The organism is Elioraea thermophila (ex Habib et al. 2022), assembly GCF_003336755.1.
Taxonomy (GTDB): Bacteria; Pseudomonadota; Alphaproteobacteria; order Acetobacterales; family Acetobacteraceae; genus Elioraea; species Elioraea thermophila.
The window spans coordinates 35106-54442 of the sequence record NZ_QMDI01000006.1 but is presented as its reverse complement, the minus strand read 5'-3'; the positions used below and the strand labels follow the sequence as shown (position 1 = coordinate 54442).

21 protein-coding genes are annotated in these 19337 nt (G+C 70.8%); 12 read left to right on the top strand and 9 right to left on the bottom strand.

The features are described from left to right. Window positions 1-4 precede the first annotated feature (4 nt). A complete protein-coding gene (locus DWB05_RS10010; RefSeq protein ID WP_114377631.1) occupies window positions 5-220 on the top strand; it encodes a hypothetical protein in 216 nt (71 codons plus the stop codon). Further along, the gene (locus DWB05_RS10005; RefSeq protein ID WP_114377074.1) at window positions 217-576 is read left to right on the top strand and encodes a DUF2155 domain-containing protein; all 360 of its coding nucleotides are present in this window, start codon (window positions 217-219) and stop codon (window positions 574-576) included. The genes DWB05_RS10010 and DWB05_RS10005 overlap by 4 nt, the downstream gene beginning before the upstream one ends. Before the next feature lie 10 nt (window positions 577-586). On the opposite strand, the gene DWB05_RS10000 is transcribed toward DWB05_RS10005, so the two are convergent. From DWB05_RS10000 to aroQ, 5 genes are read right to left on the bottom strand one after another with little or no spacing between them, the layout of a single operon-like run. Beyond that, a complete protein-coding gene (locus tag DWB05_RS10000; protein WP_114377073.1) occupies window positions 587-1183 on the bottom strand; it encodes a hypothetical protein in 597 nt (198 codons plus the stop codon). 55 nt (window positions 1184-1238) lie between these two features. After that, entirely contained in the window at window positions 1239-1910 is a 672-nt protein-coding gene (aat, locus tag DWB05_RS09995; protein WP_114377072.1) for a leucyl/phenylalanyl-tRNA--protein transferase, read from the bottom strand. Next, window positions 1907-3265: an acetyl-CoA carboxylase biotin carboxylase subunit gene (accC, locus tag DWB05_RS09990; protein ID WP_114377071.1), complete on the bottom strand. Its 1359-nt coding sequence runs from the start codon at window positions 3263-3265 to the stop codon at window positions 1907-1909. Before accC ends, aat begins: the two co-directional genes overlap by 4 nt. A 58-nt stretch (window positions 3266-3323) precedes the next feature. Next, entirely contained in the window at window positions 3324-3776 is a 453-nt protein-coding gene (gene accB, locus DWB05_RS09985) for an acetyl-CoA carboxylase biotin carboxyl carrier protein (RefSeq protein WP_114377070.1), read from the bottom strand. After that, window positions 3773-4240, bottom strand: a complete 468-nt coding sequence (gene aroQ / locus DWB05_RS09980; protein WP_114377069.1) for a type II 3-dehydroquinate dehydratase — start codon at window positions 4238-4240, stop codon at window positions 3773-3775. The genes accB and aroQ overlap by 4 nt, the downstream gene beginning before the upstream one ends. A 118-nt stretch (window positions 4241-4358) precedes the next feature. On the opposite strand from aroQ, the gene DWB05_RS09975 reads away from it, so the two are divergent. The 10 genes from DWB05_RS09975 to DWB05_RS09930 all read left to right on the top strand — a co-directional run bounded on the left by DWB05_RS09975 (window position 4359) and on the right by DWB05_RS09930 (window position 15035). Next, a complete protein-coding gene (locus DWB05_RS09975; RefSeq protein ID WP_114377068.1) occupies window positions 4359-5639 on the top strand; it encodes a CNNM domain-containing protein in 1281 nt (426 codons plus the stop codon). 47 nt (window positions 5640-5686) lie between these two features. Then, entirely contained in the window at window positions 5687-6703 is a 1017-nt protein-coding gene (gene thiS, locus DWB05_RS09970; protein ID WP_114377067.1) for a sulfur carrier protein ThiS, read from the top strand. Between the two features lie 339 nt (window positions 6704-7042). After that, window positions 7043-8173 (top strand): type III PLP-dependent enzyme, encoded by a 1131-nt coding sequence (locus DWB05_RS09965; RefSeq protein WP_114377066.1) that lies wholly within the window; start codon window positions 7043-7045, stop codon window positions 8171-8173. 70 nt (window positions 8174-8243) lie between these two features. Continuing rightward, window positions 8244-9032: an alpha/beta fold hydrolase gene (locus DWB05_RS09960; protein ID WP_114377065.1), complete on the top strand. Its 789-nt coding sequence runs from the start codon at window positions 8244-8246 to the stop codon at window positions 9030-9032. A gap of 37 nt (window positions 9033-9069) precedes the next feature. After that, window positions 9070-10329 (top strand): FAD-binding domain-containing protein, encoded by a 1260-nt coding sequence (locus DWB05_RS09955; protein WP_114377064.1) that lies wholly within the window; start codon window positions 9070-9072, stop codon window positions 10327-10329. Window positions 10330-10405: 76 nt separating this feature from the next. Next, entirely contained in the window at window positions 10406-11644 is a 1239-nt protein-coding gene (locus DWB05_RS09950) for an ABC transporter substrate-binding protein (RefSeq protein WP_114377063.1), read from the top strand. Continuing rightward, window positions 11641-12432, top strand: a complete 792-nt coding sequence (locus DWB05_RS09945; RefSeq protein WP_114377062.1) for an ABC transporter ATP-binding protein — start codon at window positions 11641-11643, stop codon at window positions 12430-12432. Before DWB05_RS09950 ends, DWB05_RS09945 begins: the two co-directional genes overlap by 4 nt. After that, complete coding sequence (locus DWB05_RS09940; RefSeq protein WP_114377061.1) at window positions 12432-13136, top strand: ABC transporter ATP-binding protein; 705 nt, start codon at window positions 12432-12434, stop codon at window positions 13134-13136. The genes DWB05_RS09945 and DWB05_RS09940 overlap by 1 nt, the downstream gene beginning before the upstream one ends. Window positions 13137-13214: 78 nt before the next feature. Beyond that, the gene (locus tag DWB05_RS09935) at window positions 13215-14099 is read left to right on the top strand and encodes a branched-chain amino acid ABC transporter permease (RefSeq protein WP_114377060.1); all 885 of its coding nucleotides are present in this window, start codon (window positions 13215-13217) and stop codon (window positions 14097-14099) included. A 3-nt stretch (window positions 14100-14102) separates the two neighbouring features. Further along, entirely contained in the window at window positions 14103-15035 is a 933-nt protein-coding gene (locus tag DWB05_RS09930) for a branched-chain amino acid ABC transporter permease (protein ID WP_114377059.1), read from the top strand. Here DWB05_RS09930 and DWB05_RS09925 read toward each other — a convergent pair. From DWB05_RS09925 to DWB05_RS09910, 4 genes are all read right to left on the bottom strand, one after another. Beyond that, the gene (locus DWB05_RS09925) at window positions 15026-16303 is read right to left on the bottom strand and encodes a TRAP transporter large permease (RefSeq protein WP_114377058.1); all 1278 of its coding nucleotides are present in this window, start codon (window positions 16301-16303) and stop codon (window positions 15026-15028) included. The two genes, DWB05_RS09930 and DWB05_RS09925, sit on opposite strands and share 10 nt — an antisense overlap. A 32-nt stretch (window positions 16304-16335) precedes the next feature. Next, complete coding sequence (locus DWB05_RS09920; RefSeq protein WP_114377057.1) at window positions 16336-16836, bottom strand: TRAP transporter small permease; 501 nt, start codon at window positions 16834-16836, stop codon at window positions 16336-16338. Next, window positions 16836-17813 carry a DctP family TRAP transporter solute-binding subunit gene (locus DWB05_RS09915; protein WP_232818495.1) on the bottom strand — a complete coding sequence of 326 codons (978 nt, stop codon included), beginning with the start codon at window positions 17811-17813 and terminating at the stop codon, window positions 16836-16838. The genes DWB05_RS09920 and DWB05_RS09915 overlap by 1 nt, the downstream gene beginning before the upstream one ends. Window positions 17814-17902: 89 nt before the next feature. Then, on the bottom strand, window positions 17903-19324 hold the full coding sequence (locus DWB05_RS09910; RefSeq protein ID WP_157967158.1) for an L-lactate permease: 1422 nt from the start codon (window positions 19322-19324) through the stop codon (window positions 17903-17905). Between the last annotated feature and the right edge of the window lie 13 nt (window positions 19325-19337).

Sequence of the window (19337 nt, the reverse complement as noted above, 5' to 3'; positions counted from 1 at the left end):
GCGGATGGCGGAGAGCGAGCCGCGTTGGCGCGGTACCGACGGCACGCCGATCGCCTGCCGCGAGAAGCTGAAGGTTCTGGAGGAGAACTGGGCCGAGGTGACCCAGGTGGTGCGCGACGCCTTCGAGGATGCCGTGCTGATGGGGGTCGACCCGGAGCTGATGCGGCGCGAACTCGCCGCGCTGGTCGCCGGCCTTCGCCCGCCCGGTGGCGGGAGATGAGGGGCGTCGCCCTCTCGCTCGTCACCCTTCTTGCCGCCACCGTCGCCCTTGCGCAGGGCCGCTGGATCGCTTCCGAGGTCGCGGTGCTGCAGGCGCTGGACAAGGTGACCGCGCGCACCACCGTGCTGGAGGCGAAGCGGGGCGAGCGCGTCAGCTTCGGCACGCTGGAGATCGTGGTCGAGGCCTGCCACCGCCGCCCGCCGGACGAGCAGCCGGATGCCGCAGCCTGGTTGCGTGTGGTGGATCGCCGGCTGGGGCCGGAGCCCGTGTTCGCCGGCTGGATCTTCGCCGCCGCCCCGGCGGTGAACATGCTCGAACACGCGGTGTACGATCTTCGCGTGCTCGCCTGCCGTTAGCTGGGGATGCTCAGCGTCGCGGCGCGGGGACGGCCCCGGTCGGCAGGTCCATCACCTGGTATCCGGGGGGTGGGGCGAAGGCCGAGGCTGGCACGGGCCCGTAGCGTAACTCGCTCGCCTCCATCGTGCTCGTCCGCCCCTGCTCGTCGCGGAACGTGCCGCGCAGCATCACGCCGTCCTCGGTGATGCAGGCGACCCCGTCGCCGCGGCGCGGCGAGCGCATTTCCCACACCGCGCACTCGTGTCCCGCCACCCGGTCGCGTCCGGTGCGTCGCACGCTGGCTCCGGGTTCGATGAACCCGCGCCGCGGCTCGTGCATCGGATCGGGGAACTGCCCGGGCGGCAGGCGCATCGCCATGCGCGCCTCGTGATGGATCATCAGCCCCGAGCCATCCGCCCCGTCCAGCACCATCGACATCGGCCCCTGATCGACGCGCTGCAACCGCCCGCCGGCGGAAACCGTGTTCGTCACGGTGACCGTGTCGTCGCCGGACCGGATCGTGTAGGTGACGACGTGGTCGCGCGTCGGCACCAGGTTCGGCAGCTCGGCGGCGAGGGCGGAGGCGGTGAGAGCGAGGGCACCGATCGCGGGAACCAGCAGACGCACGGCGAGAGCTCCGGCTGATGGAGCCGCGATCCAACCACATCGGTGCGGGGCGGAGTCAATCTCGCGCGCGCAACCGTTCGATCTCGGCGCGGAGCTGCTCCGCCGGCGGGTCGGGCAGGAAATGTGCCGGCGCGGCGAGGGCGGCGGCGAGCAGACGGCGATATTCGCTGCGCGGGATCTCGATCGCGCCGAAGCGGGCGAGGTGATCGGTGACGAACTGGGTGTCGAGCAGCCGGAAGCCGCCGAGGCGAAGACGGGCGACGAGATGGACGAGCGCGACCTTGGAGGCGTCGCGCACCACCGAGAACATGCTCTCGCCGAAGAAGGCGCCGCCCAGCGCCACGCCGTACAGCCCGCCGACCAGGCGACCCTCGTGCCAGCACTCCACCGAATGCGCGTAGCCCAAGCCGTGCAGGGCGTTGAACAGGCGCTCGATCTCGGCGTTGATCCAGGTCTCCGGGCGATCCGGCGCGGGTGCGGCACAGCCCTTGATCACCTCGGCGAAGGCGCTGTCGCAGCGCACCTCGAAGAGGCCGCCGAGCACGGTGCGGGCGAGGCGTCGCGGCAGGTGGAAGCGATCGAGCGGCAGGATGCCGCGGAGTTCGGGGTCGAGCCAATACAGACGGTCGCCGTCGCGGCGTTCCGCCATCGGAAACAGCCCGGCGCGATAGGCGCGCAAGACAAGCTCGGGCGTGATCTCGGTGAGGCCGGCGCCGTGCCGCGTCATGCCGCGAGCGGGGCGGCTGTGCGCCGCACGAACCGCTCCAGCCAGTGGATGGTGTAGTCGCCGGCGGCGAACTCGGGGTCCTCGACGATCCGCCGATGCAGCGGCAGGGTGGTGGCGATGCCGTCGATGACGAATTCGGCAAGCGCGCGCTTCAGCCGGGCGAGCGCGGTCGCGCGATCCGGCCCGTGCACGATCAGCTTGGCGACCAGGCTGTCGTAGTACGGCGGCACGGTGTAGCCGGAGTAGAGGGCGGAATCGACGCGCACGCCCAAGCCGCCCGGCGGGTGATAGGTGGTCACGCGCCCGGGCGTGGGGGTGAAGCTGTCCGGGTCCTCGGCGGTGATGCGGCACTCGATGGCGTGGCCGTGGAAGCGGATGTCCTCCTGCGCGTAGCCGAGGACCGCGCCGGCGGCGAGGCGGATCTGCTCGCGCACGAGATCGACCCCGCAGATCATTTCCGTCACCGGATGTTCCACCTGCAGCCGGGTGTTCATCTCGATGAAGGCGAACTGCCCGTCCTGCCAGAGGAACTCGAGCGTGCCGGCGTTGCGATAGCCGATCTCGCGCAGCGCCTCGGTGACGATCCTGCCCAGCCGGTCGCGCTCGCCGGGCGAAAGGACGGGGCTGCCCGCCTCCTCCACCAGTTTCTGATGCCGTCGCTGCAGCGAACAGTCGCGCTCGCCGAAATGCACGACGTTGCCGTGATGGTCGGCCAGCACCTGCAGCTCGATGTGGCGGGGCCGGTCGAGATATTTCTCGAGATACACCGCATCGTTGCCGAAGGCGGCCTTGGCCTCGGCGCGGGCCAGCGCGAAGGCCTCGGCGAGCTCCCCCGCGTTGCGGGCGACCTTCATGCCTCGCCCGCCGCCGCCTGCGGCCGCCTTGAACAGCACGGGGTAGCCGATGCGGCGGGCGATCGCCTCCGCCTCGGCCAGACTCTCAACCGGTCCGTCGGAGCCCGGCACGAGCGGCACGCCGAGCCGGGCCATGGTGCGCTTGGCCTCGATCTTGTCGCCCATCATCCGGATATGGGCGGCGGAGGGGCCGATGAAGGCGATGCCGTGCGCCTCGACGATGGCGGCGAACTCGGCGTTCTCCGAGAGGAACCCATAGCCCGGGTGGATCGCATCCGCCCCGGTGATGGAGGCGGCGGACAGGATGGCGGGGATGTTGAGATAGCTCTCCTTCGCCGGTGGCGGCCCGATGCACACGCTCTCGTCGGCGAGGCGGACGTGCATGGCGGTGGCATCGGCGGTGGAATGCACCGCCACCGTGCGGATCCCCATCTCCTGGCATGCGCGATGGATCCGGAGCGCGATCTCGCCCCGGTTGGCGATCAGCACCTTGCGGAACATGCTCCGCCCCTTGCCATCCTCGGCACGCTCCTTCGCCCCCCGAGGGCGAGGCCCCGCCTCACTCGATGATCATCAGCACGTCGCCGTATTCCACCGGCGCGCCACTTTCCACCAGAATCCGCCGCACGACCCCCGCCCGCGGCGCCTTGATCTGGTTGAAGGTCTTCATCGCTTCGATGAGCAGCAGCGTCTGGCCCTGCGCCACCGTGTCCCCGACCTTGACGAAGGGCGGAGCGCCCGGTTCGGGCGACAGGTAAGCCACACCCACCATCGGCGACAGCACCGCACCGGGGTGGGAGGCGTCGGGCGGGGTGTCGGGCGAGGCGGACGCCTGCTGGGTGGTTGCTGCCGCTGGCGCGGCGGCGGCCGCGGCGACCACCGTCTGTGCGGTTGCGCGCGCGACGCGAAGCCGCGACTCGCCTTCCGCGATCTCGATCTCGGTGAGACCCGTCTCCTCCAGGAGAGCGGCGAGGCGTCGGATCGCCTCCTCGTCGATCGCGATCCGGCTCATGCCGACACCGTTTCGCTGGTCGCCGCCGCGATGAGGCCCGCCATCGCCTCGAGCGCGAGCCCGTAGCCCGCGGCACCGAGCCCGGCGATCACCCCCGTCGCGGCCTTCGCCGTCAGGCTGCGTTCGCGGAACGGTTCGCGGCGGTGGATGTTGGAGAGGTGCACCTCGATCACCGGCAGGTCGGTCGCCACCAGCGCGTCGAGCAAGGCGACCGAGGTATGGGTGAGGCCGCCCGGGTTGATGACGATGCCCCGCGCGCGGCCACGGCAGGCCTGGACCCAGTCGATCAGCACGCCCTCGTGGTTGGACTGGCGGAACTCGAGGGCGAGCCCGAGCCGGGCGGCGCGGTCGCGGCAGAGCGCCTCGATGTCGGCCAGCGTGGCGCGGCCGTAGATCGAGGGCTCGCGCACGCCGAGGAGGTTGAGATTCGGGCCGTTGAGCACGGCGACCAGAGGGTCGGCCACGGCGGTGAGGTCCGGCGGTCGGTTGCAGGGTGCGCGGGCTTAGCACGGGGGGCGGGGGCCGACAACGCACGCTAGGCATGCTCGCGGCCGACCGCCCTGCCGGGCTAAGGGATAGGGCATGTCGGCTCTCGACCTCGCCACGCTGGCCGCGATCGCCGCCCTGCTCGTGCTGTCCGCTCTGTTCTCGGGGGCCGAGACCGCCTTCACCGGCGCCTCGCGCGCCTTCATCACCCGCCGCGCTCGCGCCGGCGACGCTCGCGCCGGGCGCCTCGCCAGCCTGCGCGAGCGCAAGGACCGCCTGCTCGCCGCCCTGCTGCTCGGCAACAACCTGGTCAACACCACCGCCACCGCGCTCGCCGCCGGGCTTCTGATCGCCTGGTTCGGCGACCAGGGTGTCGCTTACGCCTCGGTGGCGATGACGCTCATCCTGGTCGTGCTGTCCGAGGTGCTGCCGAAGACTTGGGCGATCACGCACCCCGAGCGGGCGGCGTTGGCTGCCACCCCGCTCCTTGCCGCGACCATGCGCCTCTTCGGCCCGCCGGCGGCGGCGGTGAACGCAGCCGTGCGCTCCCTGCTCGCTCTCGCTGGCGTGCGGGTCGGCGGCGAGCGGGTGCAGAGCGAGGAGGAGCTGATGGGGGCGATCGCGCTGCACGGCGAGGGCACGGACGAGGCGGCGGCGGTGGAGGAACGGCGGATGCTGCGTGGCGTGCTCGCTCTCGATGACCTGACGGTCGCCGACGTGATGACGCATCGCAGCCGGATCGAGGCGCTGGATGCCGATCAGCCGCCCGCCGAGTCGGTCCGCCGCCTGCTCGCCACCCGCCACGGCGTGCTGCCGCTGTGGCGGGACGGCGGGCGGGAGCTCATCGGGCTGATCGAGACCCGGGCGGCCCTTCGCGCGCTGCATGCCGTCGGGGGGGATCCGTCGCGACTCGATCTGATCGCCCTCGCCGAACCTGCCCCGCTGGCCCCGGAGACACGGCCGCTGCTCGATCAGCTCCAGCTGTTCCGGCGCTCGCGGCGGCACCTCGCCCTGGTGGTGGACGAGTACGGGCAGATCGAGGGTCTCGTCACGCTGCACGACGTGATGGAGGTGGTGGTCGGCGAGATCACGGAAGCCGGCGAGACGATCCTCGCCGATGCGGTGAAGGGGGCGGGCGAGATCGAGGTGCCGGGCGAGACGCGGGTGCGCGATCTCAACCGCGAACTCGACTGGGCCCTGCCGGAGGAGGAGGCGATGACGGTGGCAGGGCTCCTGATGGCGGCGGCGAGGGGGCTGCCTCGGCGCGGCGAGCCGGTGGAGGTGGCGGGCTACCGCCTCGTCGCCTCGGATGTGCGCGGCCGACGGATCGCGCGCGTGCGGATCATCGCCCCCGAACCCCCGCCCGCCGCCGGCTGAACGCCGCCCTCGCCGCCGCCGCCCCCTCACCCCATATCCGCCGCGCCATGACCACGACCACCGCCACCACCACCCTCAACCTCACCGTCAACGGCGAGGCGCGCCGCGTTCCCGCCCCCGCCACCGTCGCCGACTTGCTCGACGCCTTGGGGATCGACCGCCGCAAGGTGGCGGTGGAGCGCAACCTCGAGATCGTGCCGCGCTCGGCTTACGAGACGACGGCGCTGGCGGAAGGGGATCGAATCGAGATCGTGCACTTCATCGGCGGCGGCGACGTGACGCCTGCTGAGGCTGCCGAGGACACCTGGCAGGTGGCGGGGCGGACGTTCCGCTCCCGTCTCATCGTCGGCACCGGCCGCTACAAGGATCTGGCCGAGACGGCGGCGGCGATCGAAGCCTCGGGGGCGGAGATCGTCACCGTGGCGGTTCGGCGGGTGAACCTCGCCGACTCCTCGGCGCCGATGCTGCAGGATTTCGTCCCCCCCTCGCGCTACACCTACCTGCCGAACACGGCGGGCTGCCACACGGCTGAGGAGGCGGTGCGCACGCTCCGCCTCGCGCGCGAAGCGGGCGGGTGGGACCTGGTGAAGCTCGAGGTGCTGGGCCCGCCCCCCACCCTCTACCCCGACATGCAGGAGACCCACCGCGCCCTCGATGCGCTGGTGCGCGAGGGCTTCAAGGTGATGGTCTATTGCGTGGACGACCCCGTCGCGGCGAAGCGGCTCGAGGAGCAGGGGGCAGTGGCGATCATGCCGCTCGGCGCGCCCATCGGCTCCGGCTTGGGGATCCAGAACCGAGTGACGATCCGGCTGATCGTCGAACAGGCCAAGGTCCCCGTGCTGGTCGATGCCGGCGTGGGCACGGCCTCGGACGCCGCGATCGCGATGGAACTCGGCTGCGATGCGGTGCTGATGAACAGCGCGATCGCGCATGCGCGCGACCCGGTGCGGATGGCGCGCGCGATGAAGGCCGCCGTCGAGGCGGGGCGGCTCGCCTATCTCGCCGGGCGGATGCCGCGCAAGCTCTACGCCGACCCTTCGAGCCCGCTCGGGGGCCTTATCTGAACGCTCGGCGACTCCGCCGTCCCTCCCCGCCCGCTGTGCAAGAGGCCGGCACCGTCAATGCCGCGATGCGCCGGGCGCGGGTCGATTTTTTCTTCCATTCTGAAGTCTCTGCGCGTATATCGCGCGCAGACGCAGCAACGCACGTGCCTCTGGCCCCTCGGGGTTTACGCAACGACGTCAAGCGTTCTGGCCACTAACCGGGCCGGGTGTGCGGGGAAGGGGGTGCAGCTCCCGGAACCGCAGGCCACCGGGGTTGCTGGTTCGTTCGACCGTTTCGTCAACCTGGGGCGTGTCGCCCGGAGAGGCCGCCCCGCTGGAGTGAAGGGGAGGGCCCGTGCGATGACCCCCAAAATCGCCCGTTTCCTCGAGGAGGTTCGTCCCTCCACACCTTGCCTCGTCTTCGACGTCGACCGCGTGGAGGAGAACTACCGCGCGCTCGCCGCCGCGTTGCCGCTCGCCCGCATCTACTACGCGGTGAAGGCGAACCCGGCGCGGCCGATCCTGGAGCGGCTCGTCTCGCTCGGCTCCGCCTTCGATGCCGCCTCCTGGGAGGAGATCGAGGCGATCCTGGCGGCGGGAGCCGCGCCGGAGGCGATCAGCTTCGGCAACACCGTGAAGAAGGAGGCCGCGATCGCGCGAGCCTACGACGCGGGCGTTCGCCTCTTCGCTTTCGATTCGGAGGAGGAGCTCGAGAAGCTCGCGCGGTCCGCTCCCGGTTCGCGCGTCTACTGCCGCCTCCTGGTCGAGAACGACGGGGCGGACTGGCCGCTCAGCCGCAAGTTCGGCTGTTCGGTCGAGATGGCGCGCGAGCTGATGGTGCGCGCCGGCGAGTTGGGGCTCGACGCCTACGGGCTCTCCTTCCATGTCGGCAGCCAGCAGCGCGATGCGGTGGCCTACGAGGCGGCGATCGCCAAGGTGGGGATGCTGTTCACCGATCTCACCGAGCGTGGGGTGAACGTTCGCATGGTCAACCTGGGCGGCGGTTTCCCCGTGCGCTACACCGAGGACGTTCCAGGCATCGATCATTTCGCGCACGCGATCATGCGCGCGATGACGAAGGCGTTCGGCAACGCGATCCCGGACATGATCGTCGAGCCGGGCCGCTTCATCGTCGGCGATGCGGGTGTCGTCTCCTCCGAAGTCGTCTTGGTCAGCCGCAAGGCGAAGGACGATCCCGTGCGTTGGGTCTATCTCGACATCGGGCGGTTCGGCGGCCTAGCCGAGACCGAGGGGGAGTCCATCCGCTATCCCTTGCGGACGAACCGCGATGGCGGTGCGGTGGGGCCGGTGGCGATCGCGGGGCCGACCTGTGATGGGGCGGATATCCTTTACGAGCGTTCGCCGTATCGGCTGCCGCTCGACCTCAAGGCGGGGGATCGGGTGGAGTTCCTCTCCGCCGGCGCCTACACCACGACCTACGCCGCGCAGTCGTTCAACGGCTTCCGTCCGTTGGCGGAACACTACCTCTGACGGGGGTGCGAAGGGGGGCCAGCAGCCCCCCTTCCTCTCGTTGCCCGTTCCCTGCATGCAAGCGAACGAGATGGGCGCTCTTCGGCTGTACGCGGTCGAGGTCGGCGAGGGCCCGCCGGTCGTCATCCTGCACGGGCTGTTCGGCTCGGCGCGCAACTGGGTCACCATCGCCCGGCGGCTCGCCGCCTCGGGGCGACGCGTGATCGCTGCCGACCTCCGCAATCACGGCGACAGCCCGCATGACGCGCGCATGGACTATGCCGCGATGGCGGAGGACGTCGCGTGCTTGATCGAGGAGCGGGCAGGCGGGCGCGCGGCGGTGGTCGGCCATTCCATGGGCGGAAAAGCGGCGATGGTGCTCGCGCTCACCCGGCCTGCCCTGGTGGAGCGGCTCGTCGTCGTCGACATCGCGCCCGTCGCCTACCGTGCCACCCTCGGCGCCTACGCTTCCGCTCTCCGCGCGCTACCGCTCCGCTTCGGCATGCGTCGGGCGGAAGCGGATGCCCTGCTCGCCGAGACGGTGCGGGACCCCGCCGAGCGCGCCTTCCTGTTGCAGAACCTGGTGTTCGACGCCGATGGCGCGCCGCGCTGGAAGCCGAACCTGGCGGCGATCGAGGCCAACATGCCGCTGATCGCCGCGTTCCCGGAACTTCCCCGCCACGCCCGCTACGACGGCCCGGTGCTGATGGTGCGCGGGGAACGCAGCACTTACGTCCGGCCCGAGCATTACGAGGCGACGCTCGCCCTCTTTCCCCGTGCGGTCTTCGTCACCGTCCCCGGGGCGGGGCATTGGGTGCAGGCCGAGGCGCCGGAAGCCTTCCTGCGGGCGGTCGAACCGTTCCTCGCGCTCGATGCCTGAGACTTGCGGGCGACACGACGCCTGCCATGTCGCCGGCATGAGACAAGAGGGCTTTCCCGATCCCACGCGCGCGGCGGGGCTCTCGCGCCTTGCGGCCTTTGCCCCGCGCATGGGGCGCGACTACGCGGCGACGCGCAACCACGACTTCGGCCCCGGGGATCGCTCGAACATCTCCCTGCTCTCGGCCCATGTCCGGCACCGGCTTGTGCTGGAGCGGGAACTCGTCGCCACCGCGCTCGCCCATCACGCGCCTTCGGCCTGCGACAGGTTCGTCCAGGAGGTGTTCTGGCGCAGCTACTGGAAGGGCTGGCTCGAACAGCGCCCGTCCGTCTGGGCCGCCTACCGGGCGCGCGTCGGCGACTGGCAGGGGCGGCTGCGCGGCGAAGGCGGGCTGCGGCGGGCCTACGAGGACGCGGTGTCGGGCCGCACGGGGATCGCCTGTTTCGACGCCTGGGCGGGCGAACTGGTCGAAACGGGCTACCTGCACAACCACACCCGCATGTGGTTCGCCTCGATCTGGATCTTCACCCTGCGCCTGCCCTGGGAACTGGGGGCCGACTTTACCTATCGCCATTTCCTCGATGGCGATCCGGCCTCCAACACTCTCTCCTGGCGCTGGGTGGCGGGGCTGCACACGCGCGGCAAGCACTACCTCGCCCGCGCCGCCAACATCCGCACCTACACGCAGGGGCGCTTCGATCCGGCCGGCGCGCTCGATGAACGCGCGCCCCCCTTGGCGGAGGACACGCCGCACCCCTCGCCCACCCCGCTGCCGCCGGCCGACCCACCACCTTCGGGCCGTGTCGCCCTGCTGTTGACCGAGGAGGACCTGAACCCCGAGACCCTGCCGCTCGCCCCGGCGCGTGTGGTCGCCGTCGCGGGCGTGCTGGCGACGGAGGAACGGAGCCCGTTCCCGATCGGTCGGCCGGTGCGGGACTTCGCGGAGGCCGCTCTCTTGGACGGGCTCGCGCGCGCTGCCGATGCCTTCGCCGTGCCGGCCGGACGGCTTGCCTCGTTCGACGCCGCTGTTCCCTGGGCGAAAGGGGCCGCGGTCGACGCCGTCGTCACCGCCTACGCTCCCGTGGGCCCGGTCGCGGCGCGGCTCGACCGCCTCGCCACCGCGTTGCGCGGCGAAGGCATTGGCCTGCTCCGTCTGCGTCGCGATTGGGACGAGGCGATCTGGCCGCACGCCACACGGGGCTACTTCCAGGTCAAGGACCGGATCCCCGAGGTGCTCGCCGCGCTCGGCCTCGGCCAAGGGAGGGCCGCCCGCCCCAGCCGACGCGCCGCCGTTTGATTGTTGCGCGCTCCACGCCTATTTCTGGCGCTAGGCCGGCCGTTCTCGGGCTGGCGAGGTTCATCGGGAGACGACCATGACCCAGTTCGCCCTGTCGCGCCGCGGCCTGCTCGCTGCCACGGCCGCCGCCGCAACCCTTCCCGCCTTCTCCGTCCGCGCCCAGGCCGGGCAGATCCGGATCGGCGCCATCCTCTCGGCCTCCGGGGGGCTTGCCGCTTTCGTGCCGCCGATCCGCGCCGGGATCCAACTCGCCATCGAGGAGATCAATGCCCAGGGCGGTGTGCTCGACGGTCAGCGCCTCGTCCTGGTCGAGGCGGACGATCAGACCAATCCGCAGGTCGGCGTCCAGGTGGCCACGCGCCTGGTGCAGGCCGAGAACGTGCCGGTGATCATCGGGCCGATGGCCTCGGGCATCACCATCGCGGTCGCCAACGCGGTCACCATCCCGGCCGGCGTGCCGATCATCTCGCCCTCCGCCACCGCGCCCGCAGTGAGCGACCTCAACGACAACGACACCGTGTTCCGCACCGCCGTACCCGACGGGCTGCAGGGGGCGGTGCTGGGGCGCATCACCAAGGCGCGGGGGATCGACCGCGTGGCGGTGATCGCGATCAACAACGACTACGGCCGTGGCCTTGCGGGGGCCTTCCAGCGCGGCTTCGAGCGTCACGGCGGCACGATCACCGCGAGCCAGAACTTCGAGGCCGACCGCCCGTCCTATCGCGCCGAACTGCAGACCCTCGCGGGGCGCGGCAACCCGCAGGCTCTGGTGGTCATCGGCTACCCGGGATCGGGCGGCATCACCATCCTGCGCAACGCCATCGAGAACGCCTTCTTCAACCGCTTCATCCTGACCGACGGCATGCGCGACCAGTCGGTGGTGCAGGCGGTGGGCGCGCAGGCACTGGAAGGCACTTTCGGCACCGCTCCTGGCTCCGCCGCCACGCCCGAACGTCGCGAAGCCTATGTGCAGGCCTTCCGCCGCATGCACCCCAATCTCGACCCCAACGCCGCCTTCGTCGCCCAGGCCTATGATGCGGTCTACGTCGCCGCACTCGCCATGCAGAAGGCCGGGCGTGTCGACCGCGCCGCCATCCGCGCCAACCTGCGCGAGGTGGCGAACCCGCCGGGCGAGGTGGTCGGCCCCGGCGAGTGGCGCAAGGCGCGCGAGCTCATCGCCGCCGGGCGCGCGATCGACTACGAGGGCGCCTCGGGCCCGGTGAACTTCAACGACACCGGCGACGCCGAAGGCAAGATCGAGGTCTGGGCCGTGCGCGAGGGCCGCATCACCACCGTCGAGACCGTCGCCTCTTGACCGCGCGGGCAGAGCCGCCCGCGCTCGCCGTTTCGGGGGTGACGAAGCGCTTCGGCGGCTTCGTCGCCCTCGATTCCGTCTCCCTCGAGGTCGCCGAAGGCTCGATCACCGGGCTGATCGGGCCGAACGGCGCGGGCAAGTCCACGCTGTTCTCCATCATCGCGGGGTTCCTGCCGCCTGACGACGGAACGATCCGCCTGCGTGGCGAGGACGTCACCGGCGAACCACCCTGGCGGCTGCACGCGCGGGGGCTCGCGCGCACCTTCCAGATCCCGCGCCTGTTTCCGCGCATGACGGTGGTGGAGAACCTGATGGTCGCCGCCCCGAACCAGTCGGGCGAGCGGCTGCCCGCGCCGTGGTTGGCGCGGGGGCGAATCAGGCGCGAGGAGGACGTGTTGCGCGCGCGGGCGATGGCGGTGCTCCAGCGGCTCAATCTCGCCCGCCATGCCGAGGCGCCGGCCACCGCCTTGTCGGGCGGGCAGAAGAAGCTCGTCGAACTCGGCCGGGCGCTGATGAGCGGGGCGAACGTGATCCTGCTCGACGAACCGGCCGCCGGCGTCAATCGCACGCTGTTGCGCGAGATCGCGGAGACGATCGCCGCGCTGAACCGCGAGGAGGCAATCACCTTCCTCGTCATCGAACACGACCTCGACCTCGTCGCCGATCTGTGTACCCGCGTGTATTGCCTTGCCGAGGGCCGCGTCATCGCCGCGGGCTCGATGGGCGAAGTCCGGAATGATCCTCGGGTGGCCGAGGCCTATCTCGGCATGACGTTCGACCTGCACTGATGGCGCTTCTCGAGGTTCGTGGAGTCGTCGGCGGCTACGGCGAGACCGATATCCTGAACGGGGTCGATCTCGATGCCGACTCGGGCGAGGTGGTCGTCATCGTCGGCGCCAACGGGGCGGGCAAATCCACCCTGATGAAGGCCATCGCCGGCCTCGTGCGCATTCGCGCAGGCCACGTGCGGCTCGCGGGGGAGGAGATCGCCAACGCACCGGCGGAGAGCATGGTGCTGCGTGGCCTCGCTTACGTGCCGCAGGAGCGCAACGTCTTCCCCTCTCTCACCGTCGAGGAGAACCTCGCCATGGGCGTCTATGCTCGGCCGGAGAAGTTCCGCGACGGGAAGGAACGGGCGCTCGCCCTGTTCCCGGATCTTGCCGCCAAGCTCGCCACCCCGGCCGGGCGGCTCTCGGGCGGACAGAGGCAGATGGTGGCGATCGCCCGCGCGCTGATGCTGGAGCCGCGGCTGATCATGCTCGACGAACCGACCGCCGGGCTGTCGCCCAAGTTCTGCGGGGTGATCTTCGCCCGCGTGCAGGAGATCGCGCGGGCGGGCATCGGCGTGCTGATGGTGGAGCAGAACGCGCGGCCGGCACTCGCGATCGCCGATCGCGGCGTGGTGCTGGCGATGGGGCGCAACCGCGCCACCGCGCCGGGCCCCGCGCTGCTCGCCGACCCCGACATCGGCCGGCTGTTCCTCGGGGGGTGAGACGATGCGTGCCTCGCTTCTCGGCGGTGGTCCTGCGCCGCCCGCCCTCCTGCCGTCCCCGTCGCCACGGCGCGCCTGATGCTCGAGTTCGTCAACTTCTACCTCATCCCCGGCCTCGTGCTCGGCGCCATCTATGCGCTCTCGGCCATTGGGCTCTCGCTCATCTACGGCGTGATGCGGTTCGCCCATTTCGCGCACGGCGACCTGATGGCGCTCGGCGCCTATGTCGCGCTCGCCGCCTCGACGGGGCTCGACATCAGTGTGTGGGCCTCGATTCCCTTCGCCGCCGCCGCGACCGTGCCCGCAGCGCTCGTCGCCGATGCGCTGTTCTATGCGCGCCTGCGCAGGAGCCTGCCCGCGGTCCTGCTGATTTCCTCCTTCGGCGTGGCGCTGATGCTGCGGGCGCTGATCTATCTCTTCTTCGGCCCGACGCCGGTGACGTTCCCGCGCCCGATCGTTCCGCCTCTCGTCTTCGAAGGGATCAGGATCCAGTCGCGTCACGTCTGGATCATCCTCGGCGCTGCGCTCTGCGCCCTCATCCTCCATCTCATCCTCTCGCGCACGCGGGCGGGGCGGGCGATGCGCGCGATGGCGGACGATCCCGATCTCGCCCGCATCACCGGGGTCGCGACGAACGCGGTGATCCGTCTCACCTGGATCATCGCCGCCGTGCTGGTGGCGGTGGCCGGCGTCTTCCTCGGCCTCGATACGCAACTGCAACCGGTGATGGGCTTCAACGTGCTGCTCGCCTCCTTCGCCGCCGCCATCCTGGGCGGCATCGGCAGGCCTTGGGGTGCCGCGTTCGGCGGCGTGATCCTCGGGCTCGCCGAGGAGTGCTCGACCTACCCGCTGCTCGATGGCGCGCCGCTCCTTCAGCCCACCTACAAGTCGGCGGTCGCCTTCGTCGTGTTGATCGCGACCTTGCTCCTGCGGCCGCAGGGGCTCTTCCGGGGCATGATCTGAGCCATGGAACAGGCGCTCCTCTACGCCGCGACGCTGGGCACGCTCGCCGGCATCTACGCGGTGCTGACCCTCGGGCTGAACCTGCAATGGGGGCTCACGGGGCTGATGAACTTCGGCGGCCTCGGGTTCGTCGCCGTCGGGGCCTACACCGCCGCGCTGCTGACGGCCGCGCCGTCGCCCACGCATGTCGGGGGCTTCGGCGTGCCCTGGTGGCTCGCCTGGCCCGCCGCCGCTGCCGCCGCCGCCCTGCTCGCGCTTCCCATCGGCGCCATCGCGCTCCGCCTGCGCGCCGACTACCTCGCCATCGCCACCATCGGCATCGCCGAGATCGTCCGCCTCGTCGCCCGCAACGAGGACTGGCTCACGGGTGGTCCGCTCGGTGTCACCGCGATCCCGCGCCCCTTCGAATCCCTCGGCACGCCGATGGGCCAGGTCGCGTTCCTTGTCCTCGTCGCGACTGTACTCGTCCTGCTGTTCGCCGCCGCGCAGGCGACCGCGAAGAGTCCCTTCGGCCGGGCGCTGCGGGCGGTGCGCGATGACGAGGAGGCGGCGAAGGCGGCGGGCAAGAACCCCGCCCGGCTCCGACTGCACGCCTTCCTGCTCGGTGCCGCCTTCATGGGGCTCGGGGGCGCGATGATGACGGCCTTCTTCAAGTTCATCGGGCCCGACGCGCTCGAGCCCGTCACCGTCACCTTCCTCGTCTGGGTGATGCTGATCGCCGGCGGGTCGGGCAACAACTGGGGCGCGGTGGCGGGCGCGTTCGCGGTGTGGGCGGTGTGGGCGGCGACGGATTGGCTCGCCGCGCAACTGCCCGGCGAGGCGGCCACACGCGCGGCCTATGTCCGCCTGTTCCTGATCGGGCTTGCGCTGCAGGTCATCCTGCTCGCCCGCCCTGAAGGGCTGATCGGCGAGCGGATCGGATCGCCTCAGCGATAGAGGAGATCGCGCAGGCCGAGGCTCAGCTGCGGCACATAGGTGATGATACCGAGACAAACGAGCACGGCGAGGATGAACACCGGCAGGTAGCGAATCATCCGATCGATCCCCGTCTCCGCGACTTGGGCGGCGGCGAAGAGGTTCACGCCGAAGGGCGGTGTCACCATGCCGAGCGCGAGGTTCACCACCATGATGATGCCGAAGTGCACCGGATCGATGCCGAACCGGACGGCGGCGGGGGCGAGGATGGGGCCGAGCACGATGATCGAGGCCGAGGTCTCGACGAACATGCCGACCACGAAGAGGAAGGCATTGACCCCGAGCAGGTAGAGCGCGGGCGTGCCGAAGGTCTCGACCAGCCACTCCGCCATGAGGTCCGGCACGCGCTGGCGATTGAGCAGCCACGAGAACAGGCCGGCAGTCGCGATGATGAACATGATCACGCTGGAGGTGATCACGGAGCGGCGGAAGATGCCGTAGAGATGGCTCAGCCGAAGCTCGCGGTGGATGAGCAATCCGACCACCAGGGCGTAGGCGACGGCGATGACGGAAGCTTCGGTCGGCGTCGTGACGCCGCCGTAGATGCCGCCCAGCACGATGACCGGCATCAGGAGGGCGAAGAAGGCCTCGCGACCCGCCTGCAGGATGCCCATCCGTCCCTCCCCGTCCGCCTTGCCCCAGCCGTTGACGCGGCACCAGCCGAGCACGAGGAGGGAAAGAACAGTGGCAATCAGCAGGCCCGGCCCGAACCCGGCGATGAACAGTTCAGGGATCGAGGTCTGGGTCGCGACACCGTAGAGGATCATCGGGATCGAAGGCGGAATGACCACGCCGAGTTCGGCCGAGGAGGCCTGCAGCGACGCCGCGAAGCCGGCCGGATAGCCGAGCCGTTTCAGGGCGGGGATCATGATCGCGCCGATGGCGAAGGTGGTGGCGACCGAGGAGCCGGAGATGGCGGCGAAGATCATGCAGGTGAGCACGGTGGTGACCGCGAGTCCCCCCTGCACGCCGCCGACGAGCGCGCGGGCGAAAGCGATCAGCCGGCGCGAGATGCCACCAGTCTCCATCAGGTTGCCGGCGAGGATGAAGAACGGAATGGCGGCGAGCGGGAAGCGATCGAGCGCGACGTAGATCTGCTGCGCGGCGACGATGAGCGGGAAGCGGGTGTAGAACTCGATGCCCGCGATGGCGGCGAGGCCGATTGCGACCGCCACCGGCACGGAAAGCGCGAACAGCACGAGCATGATCGCAAGCATTGTGCCGGCCATCGGTCGGTTTCCCCTTCAGTCGCACCGAGAGGTCAGGTTGAACCCGCCGCCTCGTCGCGCCGTGGCTCGAGCAGGGCGGCGATGGCGGCGACGATGGCGAACACCGAACCGACGGGGATCGCCGCGTAGCCCCAGGCGATCGAGACCTCGAGACCGGCGATCGACTGGAACCGGACCCGCTCGGCCATCGCCCAACCGAACCAGAACAGCACCCCGAAGAGGGCGAGGATGGCGGCGAGGATGACGAGTTCGATCACGCGCCGCAGCCAGCCCCGGGCCGCGGTACGCGCGATGTCGATCGCGACCAGGGCACCCTGGCGGATCGCACCGGCGAGGCCGAGCAGCACCATCCAGATTAGTGCCTGGCGCACCAGCGCCTCCGACCAGGGAGAGGGCTCAGCGAGCACGAAGCGCGTGAACACCTGCCACGCGCCAGCCACAAAGGCGACGAGAAGGGCGGCGCAGGCGGCGGCGAGCGCCGCCTGCGTGGTCACCCTCTCCAGGAGGAGGAAGGCGCGGGCGAGCCCGCGCATCAGCTGCCCGGTTTCCAGTCGCGGATGCGCGCGATCAGCGCGGCGTCGAACTGACGGTTGTACTGCTCGAAGGCCGGCGCGAGCGCGGCCTGGAAGGCGGCGGTGTCGACCTCCGTGCGCACCGTCATGCCGCGTTCGCGCAGGAGTGCGACGCCGCGCTGCTCATCCGCCGTCACGCGGTCGCGGTTTGCCTTCACCGCCGCCTTCGCCGCCTCCTGGAAGGCCGCGCGATCCTGCGCGTTGAGGCGATTCCAGAACGCCGGATTCGCGATCAGCACCGCCGGCGAATAGACGTGGCGGGTGAGCGAGAGGAAGCGCTGCACCTGGTTGAGGTTGTTGGCGACGATGACGGGGATCGGATTCTCCTGCCCGTCCACCGTGCCCTGTTGCAGCGCCGGCACCAGCTCGCTGAACGCCATCGGGGTGGGCAGCGCGCCGAGCGTCTGGAAGGCGCGCATGTGCACCTGGTTTTCCATGGTGCGGATCTTCAGCCCCTGCACGTCGGCGGGGGTAGCGACCTCACGGCGCGAATTGGTGAGGTTGCGGAAGCCGTTCTCCATCCAGGCGACGCCGATCAGGCCGCGCGGGGTGAACTTGGCGAGGAGCTCCTGCCCGATCGGGCCATCGAGCACGCCGCGCGCGTGTTCGTAGTCGCGGAACAGGAACGGAATGTCGAGCACCAGCACCTCGCGCACGAAGTTGCCGACGGGCCCGGTCGAGGTGATGGTGAACTCCTGCGTGCCGATCTGGGTCGCCTCGATCGCCTCGCGTTCGTTGTCGTTGCGCTGGATGTTGACGCGGAAGCGGCCCTGGGTGAGCCGCTCGACGGCTTCCTTGAAGGCTTGGCTGCCGGCGCCGTAGTGGCTGTCGAGCGGCAGCGCGTGCGTGATGGTGACGGTGGTCTGTGCCGCGGCCGGCGCGGCGAGGGCGGCGGCGGCAAGCGCGCCGAGCAACAGGCGTCGTGTCGGAACCATCATGTCGTCCTCCCTGGTTATGGCGCTGGGCGCCTGGTCGACCGCGCGAACATAGGCAGGCGAACGACCGGCGGCAACGCACGTGGGTCGGTTCAGCGCCACGGAAGTCGCGGCGCGATGAGGACTGCAACGGCGGCGACGGCCAGCGCGAGCGCCGCTGCCGGCCAGATCAACCGACCGATCGCGCCCCCCGTCGCCCCTTCGCCGGCGAGCGCCGCCGTCGCCCCGAGCCGCATCGGCGCGACGAGGCAGAAGGCGGAGCCGGTGAAATTCTGCACCGCGGCGACGAAGACCACCGGCAGATCGAGACGTGCGGCGAGTTCGGTCTGGATCGGCATCAGCAGGGCGTTGGAGCCGACATTGGTGCCGGTGAAGAAGCCGCCCGCTGCGCCGAACAGGGGCACGAGAAGCGGGAGCAAGACGCCGGCCCTCGTCGAGGCGGCCTGCGCCACCGCGGCAGCCGCGCCGGACCCGCCGAGAAGGCGCGCGAGTGCCCCGTAGCCGAGAAAAAGCAGGCACGGCCTGACGGCGCGGCGAAGCGCCGTGCTTGCGAGCGCACGCCGAGCGGGAAGGCCGAACAGGAACGGCAGCGTGACGGCGAACACGACGCTGGCCGGATGATGAAGCGGAGCAAGGGCCGGCAGGTCGTGCCAAGGCCGGAACGACACCGCGCCGACGAGGATCCTCTCGAGCGGCGGGACGAGACGGGTGGCGATCAGCGCCCCGCTCAGGACCATGTAGGGCAAGGCCGCCCGGCAGGCGCGCGCATCCCTCATCCCTTTGCGCAACCGCCAGGCGAGCACGGGTGCGAGGGCAAGAAGCCCCGCCGCTTCGATGCCGACGAACCGGCTGGCGACGACGAGCAACCCGCCGAGGGCGAGGATGGTGGCGGCGCTCTCCGCCTTGTCGCGGGCCGAGGCGGGAAGGCCGGCCTCCCGCGCGAGCCGCCACAGCGGGGCCAACAGCAGCACGAGCCAGACCGCGCTCAGCCACGCATTGACGGCGCCGACCCGGGCAGGGTCGACCCCGGCGAGTGCGGCGCCGATGGCAGTGCCGGGGCCGAGCCCGCCCCAAGGGATCAAGACCTGCGAAAAGAGGGACAGGGCACCGGCGAGCGCGCCCGTCACGCCGAGCATGCGGAGATCGCCGAGCGCGAACACCACGCCGACCGAGAACCCGGTGATGGTCTCGAAGAAGGGCCCGCGCAGGAGGCAGGCATCGAACAGCGCGTCGTGGGTTCGCGACCCGCTTCTGCGCGCCGTGCCGGCGCGCGCGGAGACGGTGGCATGGAAAAGCAGTCCGGCGAGGGTGATCGCGATCGGGGCGATGGCGAGCCAAGCACCGCGCGCAACCTCGGCGACGACGAGAGACGGGAGGTCGGCCGAACCGACGGAAACCGCCGCCGCCAGCAGAGCGAGGGCGAGCGCGACCAGCACAGCGCGCAGCGGTTCGATGCCGATCAGCGCGCAGAGGGCGATCGCGACCAGCGGTGCGGCCTGCAGGAGCAGAATCATCGTCGCGTCGAGC